Source organism: Nonomuraea sp. NPDC001831, from assembly GCF_042892035.1.
Classification (GTDB): domain Bacteria; phylum Actinomycetota; class Actinomycetes; order Streptosporangiales; family Streptosporangiaceae; genus Nonomuraea.
In genome coordinates, this window is record NZ_JBIATU010000009.1 from 85,607 (window position 1) to 101,070 (window position 15,464).

General features: G+C 71.6%; 15 protein-coding genes. 8 read left to right on the forward strand and 7 right to left on the reverse strand.

Annotated features, from left to right (window positions below; translation table 11 throughout):
- Nucleotides 1-26 precede the first annotated feature (26 nt).
- The 5 genes from ftsH (at nt 27) to ACFYYW_RS27775 (ending at nt 5,342) form a co-directional block, all read left to right on the forward strand.
- Entirely contained in the window at nt 27-1,946 is a 1,920-nt protein-coding gene (gene ftsH, locus ACFYYW_RS27755; RefSeq protein ID WP_352327803.1) for an ATP-dependent zinc metalloprotease FtsH, read from the forward strand.
- A 99-nt stretch (nt 1,947-2,045) separates the two neighbouring features.
- A complete protein-coding gene (locus tag ACFYYW_RS27760; RefSeq protein ID WP_364415736.1) occupies nt 2,046-2,636 on the forward strand; it encodes a DUF937 domain-containing protein in 591 nt (196 codons plus the stop codon).
- Nucleotides 2,637-2,664: 28 nt separating this feature from the next.
- Nucleotides 2,665-3,246 (forward strand): Maf family protein, encoded by a 582-nt coding sequence (locus ACFYYW_RS27765; RefSeq protein ID WP_387652693.1) that lies wholly within the window; start codon nt 2,665-2,667, stop codon nt 3,244-3,246.
- A gap of 10 nt (nt 3,247-3,256) precedes the next feature.
- The gene (locus ACFYYW_RS27770; protein WP_387652695.1) at nt 3,257-4,036 is read left to right on the forward strand and encodes an EI24 domain-containing protein; all 780 of its coding nucleotides are present in this window, start codon (nt 3,257-3,259) and stop codon (nt 4,034-4,036) included.
- Between the two features lie 202 nt (nt 4,037-4,238).
- Nucleotides 4,239-5,342 carry a DUF4192 domain-containing protein gene (locus ACFYYW_RS27775; RefSeq protein ID WP_387652697.1) on the forward strand — a complete coding sequence of 368 codons (1,104 nt, stop codon included), beginning with the start codon at nt 4,239-4,241 and terminating at the stop codon, nt 5,340-5,342.
- Nucleotides 5,343-5,386: 44 nt separating this feature from the next.
- Here ACFYYW_RS27775 and ACFYYW_RS27780 read toward each other — a convergent pair whose 3' ends face one another.
- Nucleotides 5,387-5,731, reverse strand: a complete 345-nt coding sequence (locus tag ACFYYW_RS27780) for a hypothetical protein (protein WP_352327808.1) — start codon at nt 5,729-5,731, stop codon at nt 5,387-5,389.
- Between the two features lie 130 nt (nt 5,732-5,861).
- On the opposite strand from ACFYYW_RS27780, the gene ACFYYW_RS27785 reads away from it, so the two are divergent.
- Complete coding sequence (locus tag ACFYYW_RS27785) at nt 5,862-6,458, forward strand: DUF1707 and DUF4870 domain-containing protein (protein WP_387652699.1); 597 nt, start codon at nt 5,862-5,864, stop codon at nt 6,456-6,458.
- A gap of 394 nt (nt 6,459-6,852) precedes the next feature.
- Here the strand turns inward: ACFYYW_RS27785 and ACFYYW_RS27790 are convergent, their stop codons facing one another.
- From ACFYYW_RS27790 to ACFYYW_RS27805, 4 genes are all read right to left on the reverse strand, one after another.
- Complete coding sequence (locus ACFYYW_RS27790; RefSeq protein ID WP_387652701.1) at nt 6,853-7,635, reverse strand: septal ring lytic transglycosylase RlpA family protein; 783 nt, start codon at nt 7,633-7,635, stop codon at nt 6,853-6,855.
- 561 nt (nt 7,636-8,196) lie between these two features.
- Nucleotides 8,197-9,720, reverse strand: a complete 1,524-nt coding sequence (locus ACFYYW_RS27795; protein WP_387652703.1) for an ATP-dependent DNA ligase — start codon at nt 9,718-9,720, stop codon at nt 8,197-8,199.
- Nucleotides 9,721-9,829: 109 nt separating this feature from the next.
- A complete protein-coding gene (locus ACFYYW_RS27800) occupies nt 9,830-10,204 on the reverse strand; it encodes an FKBP-type peptidyl-prolyl cis-trans isomerase (protein WP_352327812.1) in 375 nt (124 codons plus the stop codon).
- Between the two features lie 153 nt (nt 10,205-10,357).
- Nucleotides 10,358-11,797, reverse strand: a complete 1,440-nt coding sequence (locus tag ACFYYW_RS27805; protein WP_352325202.1) for a GuaB1 family IMP dehydrogenase-related protein — start codon at nt 11,795-11,797, stop codon at nt 10,358-10,360.
- Between the two features lie 96 nt (nt 11,798-11,893).
- Here ACFYYW_RS27805 and ACFYYW_RS27810 point away from each other — a divergent pair, with 96 nt between their 5' ends.
- Nucleotides 11,894-12,346 carry an effector binding domain-containing protein gene (locus ACFYYW_RS27810; RefSeq protein ID WP_352325203.1) on the forward strand — a complete coding sequence of 151 codons (453 nt, stop codon included), beginning with the start codon at nt 11,894-11,896 and terminating at the stop codon, nt 12,344-12,346.
- 9 nt (nt 12,347-12,355) lie between these two features.
- On the opposite strand, the gene ACFYYW_RS27815 is transcribed toward ACFYYW_RS27810, so the two are convergent.
- Nucleotides 12,356-12,874 carry a helix-turn-helix domain-containing protein gene (locus ACFYYW_RS27815; RefSeq protein ID WP_352325204.1) on the reverse strand — a complete coding sequence of 173 codons (519 nt, stop codon included), beginning with the start codon at nt 12,872-12,874 and terminating at the stop codon, nt 12,356-12,358.
- Between the two features lie 82 nt (nt 12,875-12,956).
- Between ACFYYW_RS27815 and ACFYYW_RS27820 the strand changes: the two genes are divergently transcribed.
- Entirely contained in the window at nt 12,957-14,183 is a 1,227-nt protein-coding gene (locus ACFYYW_RS27820) for an FAD-dependent monooxygenase (RefSeq protein WP_387652706.1), read from the forward strand.
- Nucleotides 14,184-14,190: 7 nt separating this feature from the next.
- Here ACFYYW_RS27820 and ACFYYW_RS27825 read toward each other — a convergent pair whose 3' ends face one another.
- Entirely contained in the window at nt 14,191-15,312 is a 1,122-nt protein-coding gene (locus ACFYYW_RS27825) for a CaiB/BaiF CoA transferase family protein (RefSeq protein WP_387652708.1), read from the reverse strand.
- Nucleotides 15,313-15,464: the final 152 nt, after the last annotated feature.

Genomic DNA, 15,464 nt, shown 5'->3' on the forward strand with positions numbered 1-15,464 from the left:
ATGCGGCGATGTGGGGGAGTGACGCCGTGGAACGCTCTGGACCGCCGCAGGCACCGAACAAGGGCAAGGTCAAGCCGCCCTGGCGCTCGGAAGGCCTGCCCGGTTCGCCAGGCGGGCGGCCGAAGATCAATTGGTGGCGCTTCGTCGTCACCCTGCTCGTCGTGTACGCGGGCTTCTTCGTCGTCTCCTCGCTGGTCGACAACAACTCGGTCGAGACGATCTCCTACACCGAGTTCACCAAGCAGGTCGAGGCGAAGAACGTCAAGGACATCTACGCCCAGGGGCTGTCGGTCGAGGGCGACCTGAGGAGCGCGGCCAAGAACCCCGAGAGCAACGAGTCCTACACCAAGTTCCAGACCGAGATCCCCGCCTTCGCCAACACCGACCAGCTCGACCAGCAGCTCAAGTCGGCCCAGGTGGAGACCACGTCCAAGCCGCTGACCCGCGGTTTCTTCTCCAACCTGCTGCTGTCGCTGCTGCCCGTGCTGCTGCTGGCCGGCCTGTGGATCTGGATCATGCGCCGCGGCGCCAGCATGATGGGCGGCGGCCTGAGCGGGCTCGGCAAGTCCAAGGCCGCCAAGCCGGTCGAGGCCGGCAAGGTGCGCGTCACGTTCGACGACGTCGCCGGCATCGACGAGGTGGAGAACGAGCTCGTCGAGGTCGTCGACTACCTGAAGGACCCCGGCAAGTACCGCAGGCTCGGCGCCAAGCTGCCCAAGGGCGTGCTGCTCGCCGGCCCTCCCGGCACCGGCAAGACGCTGCTGGCCAGGGCCGTGGCGGGCGAGGCCAAGGTGCCGTACTTCTCGGCCAGCGCCTCCGAGTTCATCGAGATGATCGTCGGCGTGGGTGCCTCGCGCGTCCGCGACCTGTTCGAGGAGGCCCGCAAGGTCGCGCCCTCGATCGTGTTCATCGACGAGATCGACGCCATCGGACGGGCCCGCGGCGGCGCGGGCGGCATCGGCGGCCACGACGAGCGCGAGCAGACGCTGAACCAGATCCTCACCGAGATGGACGGCTTCTCCGGCGCCGAGGGCGTGATCGTCATCGGGGCCACCAACCGGCCCGAGATCCTCGACCCGGCGCTGCTGCGTCCCGGGCGCTTCGACCGCACGGTGCAGGTGGGCCTGCCCGACGCGGCCGGACGCACGGCCATCCTGGAGGTCCACTCGCGCGGCGTGCCGCTCGACGGCGAGGTCAGCCTCGACCGCATCGCCAAGACCACCCCCGGCATGACCGGCGCCGACCTGGCCAACCTGGTCAACGAGGCCGCACTCCTCGCCGCCAAGCGCGGCAAGGAGAAGGTCGACATGTCCGACTTCGCGGACGCGCTGGAGAAGCTCCAGCTCGGCGCGGCCCGCAGCATCGTGATGCCGGAGGAGGAGCGCACCCGCACCGCCTTCCACGAGGCCGGGCACGCCCTGCTCGGCATGCTCCAGCCCGGCGCCGACCCGGTCAGGAAGATCTCGATCATCCCCCGCGGCCGGGCGCTCGGCGTCACGCTGTCCACGCCCGACACCGACCGCTACGCCTACGACGAGCCGTACCTGCGCGGGCGCATCACCGGCGCGCTCGGCGGCATGGCGGCCGAGCAGGTCGTCTACGGCATCATCACCACCGGCGCCGAGAACGACCTCGAACAGGTCACCATGATCGCGCGCGGCATGGTGGGCCGCTGGGGCATGTCGGAGAAGATCGGCCCGCTGACCATCCTGCCCAACGACGGCTCCTCGCCGCAGGCGTCGCCGGCCACGCTGGCCACCGTCGACGAGGAGGCCCGGCGCATCGTGGACGAGTGCTACGAGCGTGCCGTCCAGGTGCTCACCGAGAACCGCGAACGGCTCGACGGCATCGTGGCGGCCCTGCTCGAACACGAGACGCTCGACGAGGCGAGCGCGTACGCCGCCGCCGGCCTGACCAGCGGCAGCAAGCAGCCCGCACTCGACTGAGCCCCGGCAGACCCGCCTTTCCCGAGACTTAGCGGAACCCCGGCCTTGCCTCGATCACGGCCGGGGAACGTCTCCCGCGACTCGGATCGGGGGACTGCCTTGACACTGAATGACGAGCTCCTCACCCAGCTCGGCGACTCAGGCGTAGACCAGATCGCCGGCATGCTCGGCACCGACACGGCCACGGCGCGCAAGGTCGTCGAGGCCGTGGCCGGCACCGTGATCGGCGGCATGGCCCGCAACGCCGAGCACCCCGACGGCGCCGAGGCCCTGCGCGGCGCCCTCGACGACCACGTCGACGCCGACCCCTTCAACGGCGACGTCGCCTCGCTGACCCGCGACGGCCACAGCATCCTCGGCCACGTCCTCGGCGGCCAGGGCACCGAACGGGCCGCGGCCGGGCTCTCGCAACTGGCCGGCGTCAGCTCCGGCACCATCATGCGGCTGCTCCCGCTGGTCGCCCCCATGGTCATGTCCCTGCTGGCGGCCCGCGCCGCCAAGGCCAACATGGACGCCTCCGCCCTGGCCGCCGAGCTGCGCGAGGAGCACGCCTCGCTGCCCGGCGGCCTCGGCCACCTGCTCGACGGCCTGCTGAGCGGCATCTTCGGCGGCACCGTCCCGGCCCAGGGCGGCCCGTACGACCCGGCCGACCGGCAGCCCGCGAGGGGCACCCCCAACCACGACTGGTGACCGCGCGGGCCTTCGGTAAGCTGGGACGGTGATCGTTCTGGCCTCTGCCTCGCCCACCCGCCTCACCGTGCTGCGCAACGCCGGCCTCGACCCCAAGGTGATCGTCTCCGGGGTCGACGAGGACGCCTTCACCGCGCATTCGCCGGCGGCGCTCAGCCTCGTCCTGGCCAAGGCCAAGGCGCAGGCCGTCGCGAGCGGGCTGGAGGAGGGGCTGGTCATCGGCTGCGACTCGATCCTCGAACTCGACGGCCGCCCCTACGGCAAGCCCGGCACGCCCGAGGAGGCCGTCGAGCGCTGGCGCATCATGCGCGGGCGCACCGGCCGCCTGGTGACCGGCCACTGCGTGATCGACGTGCCGGCCGGCCGGCAGGCCGCGCAGGTGGCCACCACCGTGGTGCGCTTCGGCCAGCCGTCGGAGGAGGAGATCGCCGCCTACGTCGCCACCGGCGAGCCGCTCGGCCTGGCCGGCGGGTTCAGCATCGAGGGGCGCGGCGGCTGGTTCGTCGAGGGCATCGAGGGCGACCACGGCAACGTGCTCGGGGTGTCCCTGCCGCTGCTGCGCGAGCTGTTCGACGAGCTGGGTTACGCGGTCACGTCGTTCTGGCGCTAGCCTGCCGGGCATGCGATCTCTGCGCGACTTCGCCGCCGGCGTCGGCTTCTTCTTCCAGGGTCTGGGATGGGTGTCGCGGCACGGCCGGTGGTGGCTGTTCGGGCTGATCCCTGCGGTGATCGCGTTCGCCGTCTACGTGACGGCGCTGATCCTGCTCGGCACCCACGCGCGCGACCTGGCCGAGTTCTTCACCCCGTTCGCCGACTCGTGGAGCTGGGCCGACCTGTTCCGCACGCTGGTGGGCATCGCGCTCTTCCTCGGCGGGCTGGCGCTGGCGGTGCTGACGTTCACGGCGCTGACGCTGGCGATCGGCGAGCCGTTCTACGAACGGCTCTCGGCCGAGGCCGACCCGCTGCCCGGCGCGGTGGAGCAGCCGTGGTGGCGTACGCTGCCCCGCTCGATCAGGGACAGCCTGGTCACCCTGTTCTACGTGCTGCTGTTCACCGTGCCGCTGTTCTTCCTGGGGTTCGTGCCGGTGATCGGCCAGACGGTGGTGCCGGTGATCGGCGCCTTCATCTCCGGGTTCTTCCTGACGGTCGAGCTGACCACGCTGGCCCTCGAACGCCGGGGAGTGGCCAGGAAGGAACGCTTCGCTCTGCTGCGCCGGAACATGGGGGTCACGCTGGGGTTCGGGGTGGTGGGGTTCCTGCTGTTCCTGGTGCCGTTCGTGGCGGTGGTGGCCATGCCGGCCGCGGTCGCCGGCGCCGCCCTCCTCGTACGCACCCGCATATCCCCCACCCCGCCCCCCGACCCCACCCCCGACCCCACCCACGTGATCCCACCGGCGTGACCCCCGCCCGCGTGCTCCCAGCGGCCTGACTCCCACCCGCGTAACCCCCAGCAGGCTGGTCCCCACCCGCAGCCCATCCCCTGACCTGCTGGGTTGTTCCACCCGCGCTGCCGTCCACAGGATGAGGTGCCGGAGCGCTCGTCATCCACAGAACCGCGCTCGGACGCTCTCGGGACGTGCCTCCCCGGCACCCTTGACGCTCATGACGACCAACGCCCCGGCCCCCTGCCTCACGCTCACCAGCCCGGCCGACATCCTGGCCGCCGTCCCCTACCTGGTCGGCTTCCACCCCCACGACAGCCTGGTCGTGATCGGCCTCCACCGGGGCCAGGCCAAGGTGGCGGCGAGGTGGGACCTTCCGTTCCCCCGGGGCACCCTCGACCCCCTCACCGGCCTGCTGTCCCGCGAAGGCGTCACCGAGCTGGTCATCGTCGGCTACGGCAGAGGCGACACCGTCACGCCCGCCGTCGACGAGGCCAGGCTGCTGGCCGCCGCATCGGAGATCCGCGTGGGCGAGGCGCTCCGCGCCCACGAAGGCCGCTACTGGTCCTACGTCTGCGACCTGCCCCGCTGCTGCCCGCCGGAAGGCACCCCGTACGACCCGACCACCAGCCAGATCGCCGCCGAGGCCACCGTGCGCGGCCTGGTCGCCCTCCCCGACCGTCGCAGTCTCGAACGCACGATCGCCCCCGCCGCCGGCCCGGTCCGCCTGGCGATGCGTCAGGCCACCGCCACCGCCGTCGCCGAGGTGCGAGCCCGCCTGGTGGCCGCCCCAGACCTGGACACCTTCGCCCGCGGCTACGTCGCCGAGGCGCTCGCCGAAGTCCGCACCACCCTGACCGCCCACGCCCGCGGCGCCCGCCTCGACGACCTCGCAGCCGCCCGGCTGGGCCTGGCCCTGACCGTGATCAGAGTCCGCGACGAGGCCTGGACCATGATGCGCGAGGCCCACCTGCCCCTGTGGAAAGACCTCACCCGCCGCCTGGAGCCCCGCTTCGTCCCGCCGGCCGCCTCCCTGCTGGCCATGGCGGCCTGGCGCACGGGCGACAACATCCTGGCCACCATCGCCCTCGAACGCGCCCTCACCACCGACCCCCACTACTCGATGGCCAACCTCCTGATGCACGCGCTGCAGAGCCTGCTCTCACCCGCCGTCGTGCGAGACCGCCTGCCCACCCCCGCCGAGCTCGACACCGCCATGGGCCCGGCCAACGGCGGCTGGCTGATCCCCATGCTCGGCCTGCTCGACGACGTCCCGTCCCCGCCGGGGCCCGACCGGCACCGGGGGGCGGGTGGGAGCGCATGAAGAAAGGGTGCCGGTGGCCTCCACCAGCACCCTTCCCGCCGGAACTACAGGCTGCCTTCTTCGCGGCGCCGGCGCTCGTTGTACGCACGCATCCGAGGGGGATAGCCCGTCAGCTGCACGTCGTACACCGGTAACGCCAGATCCCTGGCCACCTTGTGGATCACCGCGGGCGACCCGACCCTGCGCCTGGTCCACTCGCCGTCGTCGGCCACCGCCACAGCTGTCGTGTCGGTGGCGAACGTCTCCGGCTCGACGTAGAACTCGACGCCACGCCGCGAACGTGCGAAGGCGATGAGCGCTTCGATGTCGGCATCGGTCGCCTCGCGGTCGAACCGCGCGATCTTCTGCCCGCGCAGCCGACGGATACCGTAGCGGTCTCGCCATCTCATGGATCCTTTTTATACCGTCCGGAGCGCCGGTGTCGGGGATGATCTCGGGGACAGCTCGGGGTTTCTCCCGATGGCACGTCCGGCTCCGAGGACGCAGTATGAAAGTTGACTGCCGAATCCAAGGAGAGGCATGACCATCATGGCTGGGGTACCCAAGACCCCCGGGCCGGGACAGGTGCCGCCAGCTCATCTGCGCGTCACCCACCAGGACCGAGAGCACGTCGTCGAGCACGTCAAGGCCGCCTACGCGGAGGGCCGCTTCGACAAGCTGGAGTTCGACGACCGGCTGGAACGCGCGATGACCGCGCGGACGCACGGCGACCTGATGCCCATCATGAACGAGTTGTACGGGACGATGGCGGTGCCGAGATTCGCGCCGCCGACGCCCCGGCCGGTCCGTCCGCAACGGGCTTCGGAGAGCAACGAACGCGTCCAGGCCGCCTTCGGCCACCTGCTGATGGCCATCGGGATCCCGGTGGTGGGCCCGTTGATCCTGCTCCTCACGGCGGCCAAGACCTCTCCCTACCTGCGGCAGCAGGCGCTGGAGGCCCTGAACTTCCAGCTCACCGTGGTGGGGGTGAGCTGCATCCTGTCAGTCACCGTCATCGGCATCGTGCTGCTGCCGCTGATCTGGGTCGCCGCCGTCGTCCTGGGCATCGTCGGTGGCATCTCGGCCCTGGCCGAAAGCAGCTTCCGCTACCCGCTGACGGTCCGCCTGGTCAAGTAACGCCCGCGGAGAGCGGATGCCGGGGGATCTGAGTCGGAGCTGCGGCATCGGTACGGAGGGACGTCGGGGGACGTCCGGGGACATCGGGGGCGTCCCTGGGAAGTTGGGGGGATTCGGGTCGGGGCCCGAGGCGTCGGAACCGCGGTACGGGGACGTGATTGAGGGGATGTCCGGGGGCCTGCGGGATGGCGGGGACGTCCGGGAATGGCGGGGGATCGGGTATCCGGATCGGGCCCGCGGTATTGGGCCCGCGGTATCGGGGTCGAGGGACGTACGTCGATGGACGTCCGGGGATATCGGGGGATGTCCCCGCTCATTCATGCCCCGGGGAGGGCCCGGCCCGCCCCCCGGGGATGCATGAGCGGGGGCGGGGCCGAGGAGAGGCCGAACGCGGTCAGCGGGCCAGGACTTCGTAGCGGACGGTCATCACGCCCGCCCCCAGGCTGCCGATCGCGTCGAACGCGGCCGTGGAGAGGTCGAGACACCGGCCGCCCACGTACGGGCCGCGGTCGTTGATGCGTACGGTGACCGACGAGCCGTTGCGCGGGTTGGTGACGCGGACACGGCTGCCCAGCGGAAGGGTCTTGTGGGCGGCGGTCATGGCGGAGGGGTTGAAGCGTTCCCCGCTGGCCGTCATCTGGGGCTCGCCGTAGTACGAGGCGCCACACGTCCCGGAGGACAGGACGCGGACCTTCGGCTTCGTGGTCCGGAGCTTGACCGGCTTGACGGTCTTGGTCGTCTTCTTCGCCGTGTCGGACGCCGCTGTGTCGGAGGCGGCCGTGTCGGGGGCCGACGATTCGGTGGCGTCGGGCCGGGCGGCGTCAGGGGCCTTCGGCGCGGGGTTGGCGCCGTGCGGGGCGTTCGGGACGCCCTTCGCGCTGGGCCCCGAAGCGGTGGAGGTCGAGTCGCTGGGGGTCGAAGCCGTGGGAGCCGGGGTGGTGGTCCTGGGCTGGGAGACGTTGGCCGCGACCGGCGGGTTGGGGGTGCCGGTGGAGGTGGTCGCCGTGGCGGCGTCCTTGGCGGCGGCGGTGCTGGGGGCGTCGTTGCCGACGGCGGCCCAGGCGGTGGTCGAGGCGGCGGCCACTACGGCGGCCCCAGCGGCGATGGCGGTCCAGCGGCGCTTGCCCGGGGAGAGCTTGCGGTCGTTGGGGGACGATTTGTGGGAGTGCTGGCCCAAGGTAAACCACGGTCCTAGCTAGGGGGCATGAAAGGGAAAGGCCAGGTCAAGGGGGGTGGGAGGCGTGTGACGGCCTGTCCGCCCGCAAGGGATGGGGGATCCGGCGGGCGAGGAAGAACATATGCGACAAACAGCAGGTAAAGACAACTTAATGCGACATACAGTGACATATCTCACTTAAGGGCGCAAGAGGCTCAGAACGCCGAGCGTACGCCGAGGATCTTGGGGTTTCCGAAGAACGACAGAACTCGTCTAACACCACGCCCCAGACCAATCCGACCTCAGGCCCCACCGAGGGCGAACCTGCTCCGCGGCCGCGAAGGCCCCACCGGACCTGCGATCGGGTGGCAAGGCGGGCAACCCAGTTCGCCGGCCTTCGCATGCTGCTGTGCCTGCTTCTTGGGTGAGCAGTCCGTCATAGGAGGCAGGGGTGGCGAGGTGGGGCGGCGGTCAGCGCGCGGACGTACCATGCGTGCGCGCGGGCGGAATCGATGGCAGCACCAGGGGACCCCTCGTCCACCTCTGAGAGCCGGTCTCCGCGCGCCGGACGGGCGGGTGGGGTCAGAGCATGAGGGAGCGGACGGTGGCGACGGTGTCGGCGTCCTCAGGGCGTTTGTCCGGTCGGTAGCGCAGCACCCGGGCGAAGCGCAGCGCCATCCCCCCGGGGTAGCGCGGTGAACGCTGCACGCCATCGAAGGCGATCTCCACCACCAGTTCGGGCCGCAGCTTGACCGCCCATTCGTCGGTGGGGCCGTCGGCGAGTTCGAGGAAGCGTTCGGTCTGCCAGGCCAGCAGCTCGTCGGTGAGCCCCTTGAACGTCTTGCCGAGCATGACGAACCCGCCCTCGGGGTCGCGCGCGCCCAGGTGGAGGTTGGACAGTTTGCCCTCGCGCCGGCCATGGCCCCACTCGGCCGCCAGGACCACCAGGTCGAGCGTGTGCCGGGGCTTGACCTTGATCCAGCCCGCGCCGCGCCGGCCGGCCGCGTACGGGGAGGACAGGGACTTGACCACCAGGCCCTCGTGGCCCGCCTTGACCACGTCGGTGAAGAACTTCTCCGCCTCGGCCACGTCGGCGGTGATCAGCCGCGGCGTCAGCAGGCCGGGCGGGACGGCGCGGGCCAGGGCCTCCTGGCGCTGCGAGTACGGCAGGTCGAGCAGGTCGGCGCCGTCGGCGCGCAGCGCGTCGAAGAAGAACACGCTGAGCGGGGTCTGCTCGCGCAGCCTGGCGACGTCGGTCTTGCTGGAGACGCGGCTCGCGGTCACCTGGAACGGGTGGGGACGCCCGTCCGGCCGCAGCGCGAGGACCTCGCCGTCGAGCACCAGGTCGGCGGAGTCGAGCCCGAGCACTGCCTCGACCAGCTCGGGCACCTGCGCGGTGATGTCGTCGAGGGTGCGGGTGAAGACCCGCACCTGCGTGCCCGAGCGGTGGGCCTGCACGCGTACGCCGTCGAGCTTCCACTCCAGGGACGCCGGCGAGCCGGCCTTCTCCAGCGCGGCGGCCACGTTGGGCGCGCTCCCGGCGAGCATGGGGGAGACCGGCCGCCCCACCTCCAGCTTGAACGCGTGCAGCGCCGCCACGCCGCCCGTCAGCGCCGCCGCGCCCACGGCGGGCAGCCAGCCGCGCAGGGTGAGCGCCCGCCGCACGTCGGCCGACGGCGCGCCGGACGCCCTGGCCAGCGCTTCGATCATGACGCCGTCGAGGGCGCCCTGGCGCAGCTCGCCGTTGAGCAGCCTGCGCATGAACTGCTGCTCCTGGCTGGTCAGCCCGGCGAACAGCTCGGCGACCAGCGCTCTGCGCGCCGCCTGCGAGCCGGGGCCGGAGACGGCCTTGATCCGGGTCAGCAGCGCGTCGACGGTCGTGAGGGTGGCGGTGGCGGCGAGTTTGGGCTGCGGGACGTCCTCCAGCGAGCGCCAGCCCACGCCGATCTGGCGCTGGGGCAGGTCGCCCGACAGGTAGGCGATGGCGATCTCTGCCTCGTCCGGGCCGACCCGGGCGAGCAGCTCGGCCAGATGCCCGACCTTGCCCAGCCGTGCGGAGGTGCGCGTCACCGCGTCGGAGGTCCGGACCACGTCGATCAGAAGCACACCGCTATCGTGCCTCACCACGCCGACATTTCCCCACCCGATATGTCCCGGGTTTTCCAAAGCAGGGGTAGCCGGGCGGGCCACTGTCCGCGGCCCGCCCGTTCCCGGTCTAGCTGACGCCGAGCAGGTCGACCACGAAGATCAGCGTCTCGCCGCCCTTGATGCGCGGCGGCGCGCCGCGGTCGCCGTAACCGAGGTGCGGCGGGATGACGAGCCTGCGACGGCCGCCGACCTTCATCCCGGCGACCCCGCGGTCCCAGCCCGCGATGACGCGGCCGCCCCCGAGCGGGAACTCGAACGCCTGGCCGCGGTTCCACGACGCGTCGAACTCCTCCCCGGACGAGAACGAGACACCCACGTAGTGGACGCTGACGTTGTGGCCCGGCTTGGCCTCGGGGCCAGTGCCTTCGACGAGGTCGACGATCTCCAGGTCGGCGGGCGGGTTGCCCTCGGGGAAGTCGATCTCGGGCTTCTCGAGTGCCACGAATGTGCTCCTGTTGACGATGACAATAACCCGACGACTCTATGCCGTCGGGGTACGGCCGTCGTTCATGGCCGCCCCTTCTCGGGGCGCCGGGCCGCCCCTTCTCCCGGCGCCGGGCCGCCCGGCGCCGGGAGAAAGGGCGCGCCGCCGGGGTCACCAGCTCTGGTGCAGCGGCATGCCCTCCGCGTAGCCGGAGGAGCTCTGGATGCCGACGACGGCCTGCTGGTGGAACTCCTCCAGGTTCGCCGCGCCCGCGTACGTGCACGACGACCGCAGGCCGGCGACGATCCCGTCGATCTGGTCCTCCACGCTGGGCCGCTTGGGGTCGAGGTACATGCGCGAGGTCGAGATGCCCTCCTCGAACAGCGCCTTCCTGGCCCGGTCGTAGGCGGAGTCCTCGGCCGTCCTGAGCCGTACGGCCCGGGAGGAGGCCATGCCGAAGTTCTCCTTGTACTTGCGGCCGTCGGCGTCGGTGCGGGCGTCGCCGGGCGACTCGTACGTGCCGGCGAACCACGAGCCGATCATCACGTTGGACGCCCCGGCCGCCAGCGCCAGGGCCACGTCACGAGGGTGCCGGACGCCGCCGTCCGCCCAGACGTGCCTGCCGAGCCGGCGGGCCTCGGCCGAGCATTCGAGCACCGCCGAGAACTGCGGACGCCCGACGCCGGTCATCATCCGCGTGGTGCACATGGCGCCCGGCCCCACGCCGACCTTGAGGATGTCGGCCCCGGCCTCGACCAGGTCGCGCACGCCCTCGGCGGTCACCACGTTGCCCGCCGCGACCGGCACGCCGGGGTCGAGCGCCCGGACGGCGCGCAGGGCGGCGATCATCTTCTCCTGGTGGCCGTGGGCGGTGTCCACGACCAGGCAGTCGGCCCCGGCCTCCAGCAGCTCCTTGGCCTTGGCGGCGACGTCGCCGTTCACGCCGACGGCCGCGGCGATGCGCAGGCGGCCCTGGGCGTCGAGCGCGGGCTGGTAGAGGGTGGCCCGCAGCGCGCCCGTACGGGTGAGGATGCCGACCAGCCGGCCCTCGTCGTCCACGATGGGCGCGAGGCGGTGGCGGCCCTCGTGCAGGCGGTCGAAGGCGGCGCGCGGGTCGAGCCCGGCGGGCAGCGTCAGCAGCTCGCTCGACATGACCTCGGACAGCTGCGTGTACATGTCCACGCCCTGGCAGTCGGCCTCGGTCACCACGCCGACGGGCCGGTTGTCCCAGTCGACGACGATGACCGCGTTGTGGGCGCGCTTGGGCAGCAGTTGCAGCGCCTCGCCCACGGTGTCGTGCGGGGTGAGAGTGAGCGGCGTGTCGTGGACCAGGTCGCGCTTCTTGACCCAGTCGACCACGTCGGCGACGACGTCGAGGGGGATGTCCTGGGGGATCACGGTGATCCCGCCGCGGCGGGCCACGGTCTCGGCCATGCGGCGGCCGGCGACCGCGGTCATGTTGGCGACGACGATCGGGATCGTGGTGCCCGTGCCGTCGTTCGTGGACAGGTCGACCGCGAGCCGCGATCCGACCGAGGAGCGCGACGGCACCATGAACACGTCGCTGTAAGTCAAATCGTAACGAGGCTCTTGGTCGTTGAGAAACTTCACGTTCATCCATCTTATGGGGTGACAGGGCTAACTAGGGGTTTCCCCCGTTCTCCGGGGCTTATGATCGGCCGGGGACACATTTGGGGGAGGTATGTCGTGGACATCGTCGAACGGGCCGAGCTGATCGTTGTCGGCTTCGCCGTACGCACGACCAACGCCGACGAGGCGGATCCGGCGCGGGCGGCGCTGCCCGCGCTGTGGCAGCGGGCGGGCGCGCCGGGGGCCTTCGCGCACGTGCCGGGCCGCATCGACGAGAACCTCTACGCGGTGCTGACCGACTACGAGAGCGACCACACCGGCGCCTACACGCAGATCGTCGGCATCGGCGTGCGCACGGTGCCGCGCCTGCCCGAGGGCATGGTGGCGGTGCGCGTGCCGGCCGCCAAGTCGATCCGGCTGGAGGCCCGCGGGCAGCTGCCGCAGGCGCTGATCGAGGCGTGGCAGCAGGTGTGGCGGCACACCGAGTCGGGCGGCCAGCCCTCCCGCGCCTTCACCACGGACCTGGAGGTCCACCACTTCGAGGGCGCCGACCTCTACGTGGCCGTCTAGGCCCAGGGGTCACAACCCGAGCGCCTCGGCCGCCGCCGCGACGGCCGTCGGCTTGACCTCCTCCAGGGGGAGGCCGGCGTACTCGACCGTGCAGTCGGCCATGCCGCCGAGCGCCAGCGTGGCGCGGATCTGCTGGGCCTGCGTGAGCTCGGGGCCGAGCAGCAGGGCGATCAGCTCGCGCCGCCATTCGAACATGCGCTGACCCAGGTCGAGATAGGCCAGGATCGACAGGTCGCGCACCATCATCCCGGTCACGTCGCGGTGGCGCCACATGAGCTCGAAGTAGTCGTCGAGCAGCGCGCGCGGGTCGCCGGGCTCCTGCCTGGCGGCGAAGCGCTCGAAGTCCTCCACCAGCGGCTGCACGATGCTGCGCACCAGGTCGTCGCGTGAGGCGAAGTGGTAGTAGAGCGCGGGCTTGGTGATGCCCAGCCGGTCGGAGATCTGGCGCAGGCTGGTGTTCTGCACGCCCTGCTCGGCGAACAGCTCGCGGGCCACCGCCTGGATGCGGGACTTGGTGTCACTGGGCATGCCTGAAGTTTATCCCTTACCTACCGTTAAGTAAGGACGCGTGCTAGCGTGCACTTACCAACCGTTAAGTAAGGAGGTGGCCATGAAGGTGCTCGTCTCGGGCGCCAGCGTCGCCGGCCCGGTGCTGGCGTACTGGCTGACCAGGTACGGCTTCGAGGTCACGGTCGTCGAACGCGCCCCGGCGCTCAGGAAATCGGGCGGCCACGCGGTGGACCTGTTCCGGCCCGCCATGGACATCGTCGAGAAGATGGGCCTCCTGGAGCCGGTCCTGGCGAAGAAGACCGGCACCGACCGGCTCAGCGTCCACCGGGAGGGCCGGGCGCGGCCCGTGGAGCTGGAGCTGCGCCGCCTCCTCGCCGCCGTCTCCGACCGGCACGTCGAGATCATGCGCGACGACCTGAGCGAGGTCTTCTTCGAGGCCACCCGGCACGACGCCGCCTACGTCTTCGGCGACTCCATCGCCTCGATCTCCGAGGACGGCGAGGTGCGCTTCGACAGCGGCCGGCAGGACCGCTTCGACCTGGTGATCGGCGCCGACGGGCTGCACTCCAACGTGCGCCGTCTGACCTTCGGCCCCGAGGAGCGCTTCGCCACCTGGATCGGCGCGTACCTGGCCGTCGCCTCCGTCCCGGACTTCCTGGGCCTCGACGGCCGGATGGAGGCCCTGGCGGGCGAGGGCTACATGGCCGCCGTCTACAGCGCCGCGCACATGGACGACGCGCGGGCCGGCTTCCTGTTCAGGACGCCAGAGCCGCTCGACTACCACTACCGCGACGTGGCCCGCCAGAAGGAACTGCTGCGCGAGCGGTTCGGCGGCCTGGGCTGGCACGTCCCCAGGATCCTGGACGAGGTGGACCGCACGTCCGCCTTCTACTTCGACTCCATCACCCAGCTCAGGCTCGACTCCTGGTCACGCGGCCGGGTGACGCTGGCCGGCGACGCCGGCTACTGCCCGGGGCCGGCCGTGGGCGGCAGCACGAGCCTGGCGGTCGTGGGGGCGTACGTGCTGGCCGGCGAGCTGGCCGCGCACGGCGGCGACCACCGCACGGCCTATCCCGCCTACGAGGCCGAGATCGGCGAGTACGTGCGCCGCAGCCGCGCCTTCGCCCGCCGCGCGGCCAGGGGGATCGTCCCCGGGAGCCGCTTCGACCTGTGCGCGCTCACCCAGGGCATCCGCCTGGTCAACCACCTGCCGGTCGCCCTCACCAGGGCCGCGACCAAGATCAGCAGCAAGGGGGTGCGCCTGCACGACTCGATCCGGCTCAAGGACTACGCCGCCCACGCGCGACCGGTGACGTCCCGCCCCTGACGAAGGCTCAGGCCAGCACGCCCTGCTCCCGCAGCTTCTCCGCCTCCGCCGCCGGCAGCCCCCACGCGGACAGGTCCGTGAGACGGGTGGCCGGCGACAGGTCCGGGGCCGGCACGCCGAGCAGGCGCGGCGCGGGCACCGGCTGGGTCATGCCGCCGACCTCGGCGAACGCGCCCCGGGCGACGTTGTGCGGGTGCCGCGCGGCCTCGGCCATGGACAGCACGGGCGAGACGCAGGCGTCCGAGCCCTCGAACAGGGCCTCCCACTCGGCGCGGGTGCGCTTGGCGAACTCCTCGGCCAGCCGGGCCTTGAGTGCGGGCCACTGCGTCCTGTCGTTGCGGTCGGGCAGGCCGGTCAGGCCCATCAGGTTCACCATGGCGTCCCAGAACTGCGGTTCGAGCGAGCCGACGGCCAGGAAGCCGCCGTCGGCGGTCTCGTAGGTGTCGTACTGGGGGGCGCCGGTGTCGAGCAGGTTGGTGCCGCGCGGGCCCCAGAAGCCGCTCTGGGCGGCCTGGTAGAACATCGAGAACAGCAGGGCAGCGCCGTCCACCATGGCGGCGTCGATCACCCGGCCCTTGCCGGTGCGCTCGCGTTCGAACAGGGCCAGCAGCACGCCGTAGGCGAGCATGAGGCCGCCGCCGGCGAAGTCGCCGAGGATGTTGATCGGCGGGGTGGGCTTGCCGCCCTCGCGGCCGAGCATCGACAACACGCCGGAGATCGCGATGTAGTCGATGTCGTGGCCGGCGGTGGGCGCGAGCGGGCCGTCCTGCCCCCAGCCGGTCATCCGGCCGTAGATCAGCCGCTCGTTCACCGCGTGCAGGTCCGCGGGGCCGATGCCGAGCCGTTCGGCGACGCCGGGACGGAACACCTCGATCACCACGTCGGCGTTGCGGGCCAGCTCCTTGAAGGCGGCCACGCCCTCGGGCGACTTCAGGTCCAGGCCGATCGTCCGCTTCCCGCGGTCCATCACGTCCGTACGAGGTCGGTCGGAGACGGCCTTCACCCGGTCGACCCGCAGCACCTCGGCGCCGTGGTCGGCCAGCATCATCCCGGCGAACGGCCCCGGGGCCAGCCCCGCGAGCTCCAGCACGCGCACCCCGGCCAGCGGGCCGCCACTACCCTTCGACATGGACATCTCCTCGACAGTCGCACAGGCGAACGCTTGGCTTCACGGCTCCGAACCCGCCTCAGTAGAACAACATTCGGCACGTCGTGGCAAGCGGCCTTTTGCGTCCTTCCCGCGAACTCGTGGGAGGTATGGGAAACTTGCCCACTGTTCGG

Excerpts from the sequence above, each read along its gene's own strand:
- ACFYYW_RS27770 (WP_387652695.1), top strand. The coding sequence starts at position 3,257 with ATGCGATCTCTGCGCGACTTCGCCGCCGGCGTCGGCTTCTTCTTCCAG.
- ACFYYW_RS27775 (WP_387652697.1), top strand. The coding sequence starts at position 4,239 with ATGACGACCAACGCCCCGGCCCCCTGCCTCACGCTCACCAGCCCGGCC.
- ACFYYW_RS27780 (WP_352327808.1), bottom strand. The coding sequence starts at position 5,731 with ATGAGATGGCGAGACCGCTACGGTATCCGTCGGCTGCGCGGGCAGAAG.
- ACFYYW_RS27785 (WP_387652699.1), top strand. The coding sequence starts at position 5,862 with ATGACCATCATGGCTGGGGTACCCAAGACCCCCGGGCCGGGACAGGTG.
- ACFYYW_RS27815 (WP_352325204.1), bottom strand. The coding sequence starts at position 12,874 with ATGCCCAGTGACACCAAGTCCCGCATCCAGGCGGTGGCCCGCGAGCTG.
- ACFYYW_RS27820 (WP_387652706.1), top strand. The coding sequence starts at position 12,957 with ATGAAGGTGCTCGTCTCGGGCGCCAGCGTCGCCGGCCCGGTGCTGGCG.
- ACFYYW_RS27825 (WP_387652708.1), bottom strand. The coding sequence starts at position 15,312 with ATGTCGAAGGGTAGTGGCGGCCCGCTGGCCGGGGTGCGCGTGCTGGAG.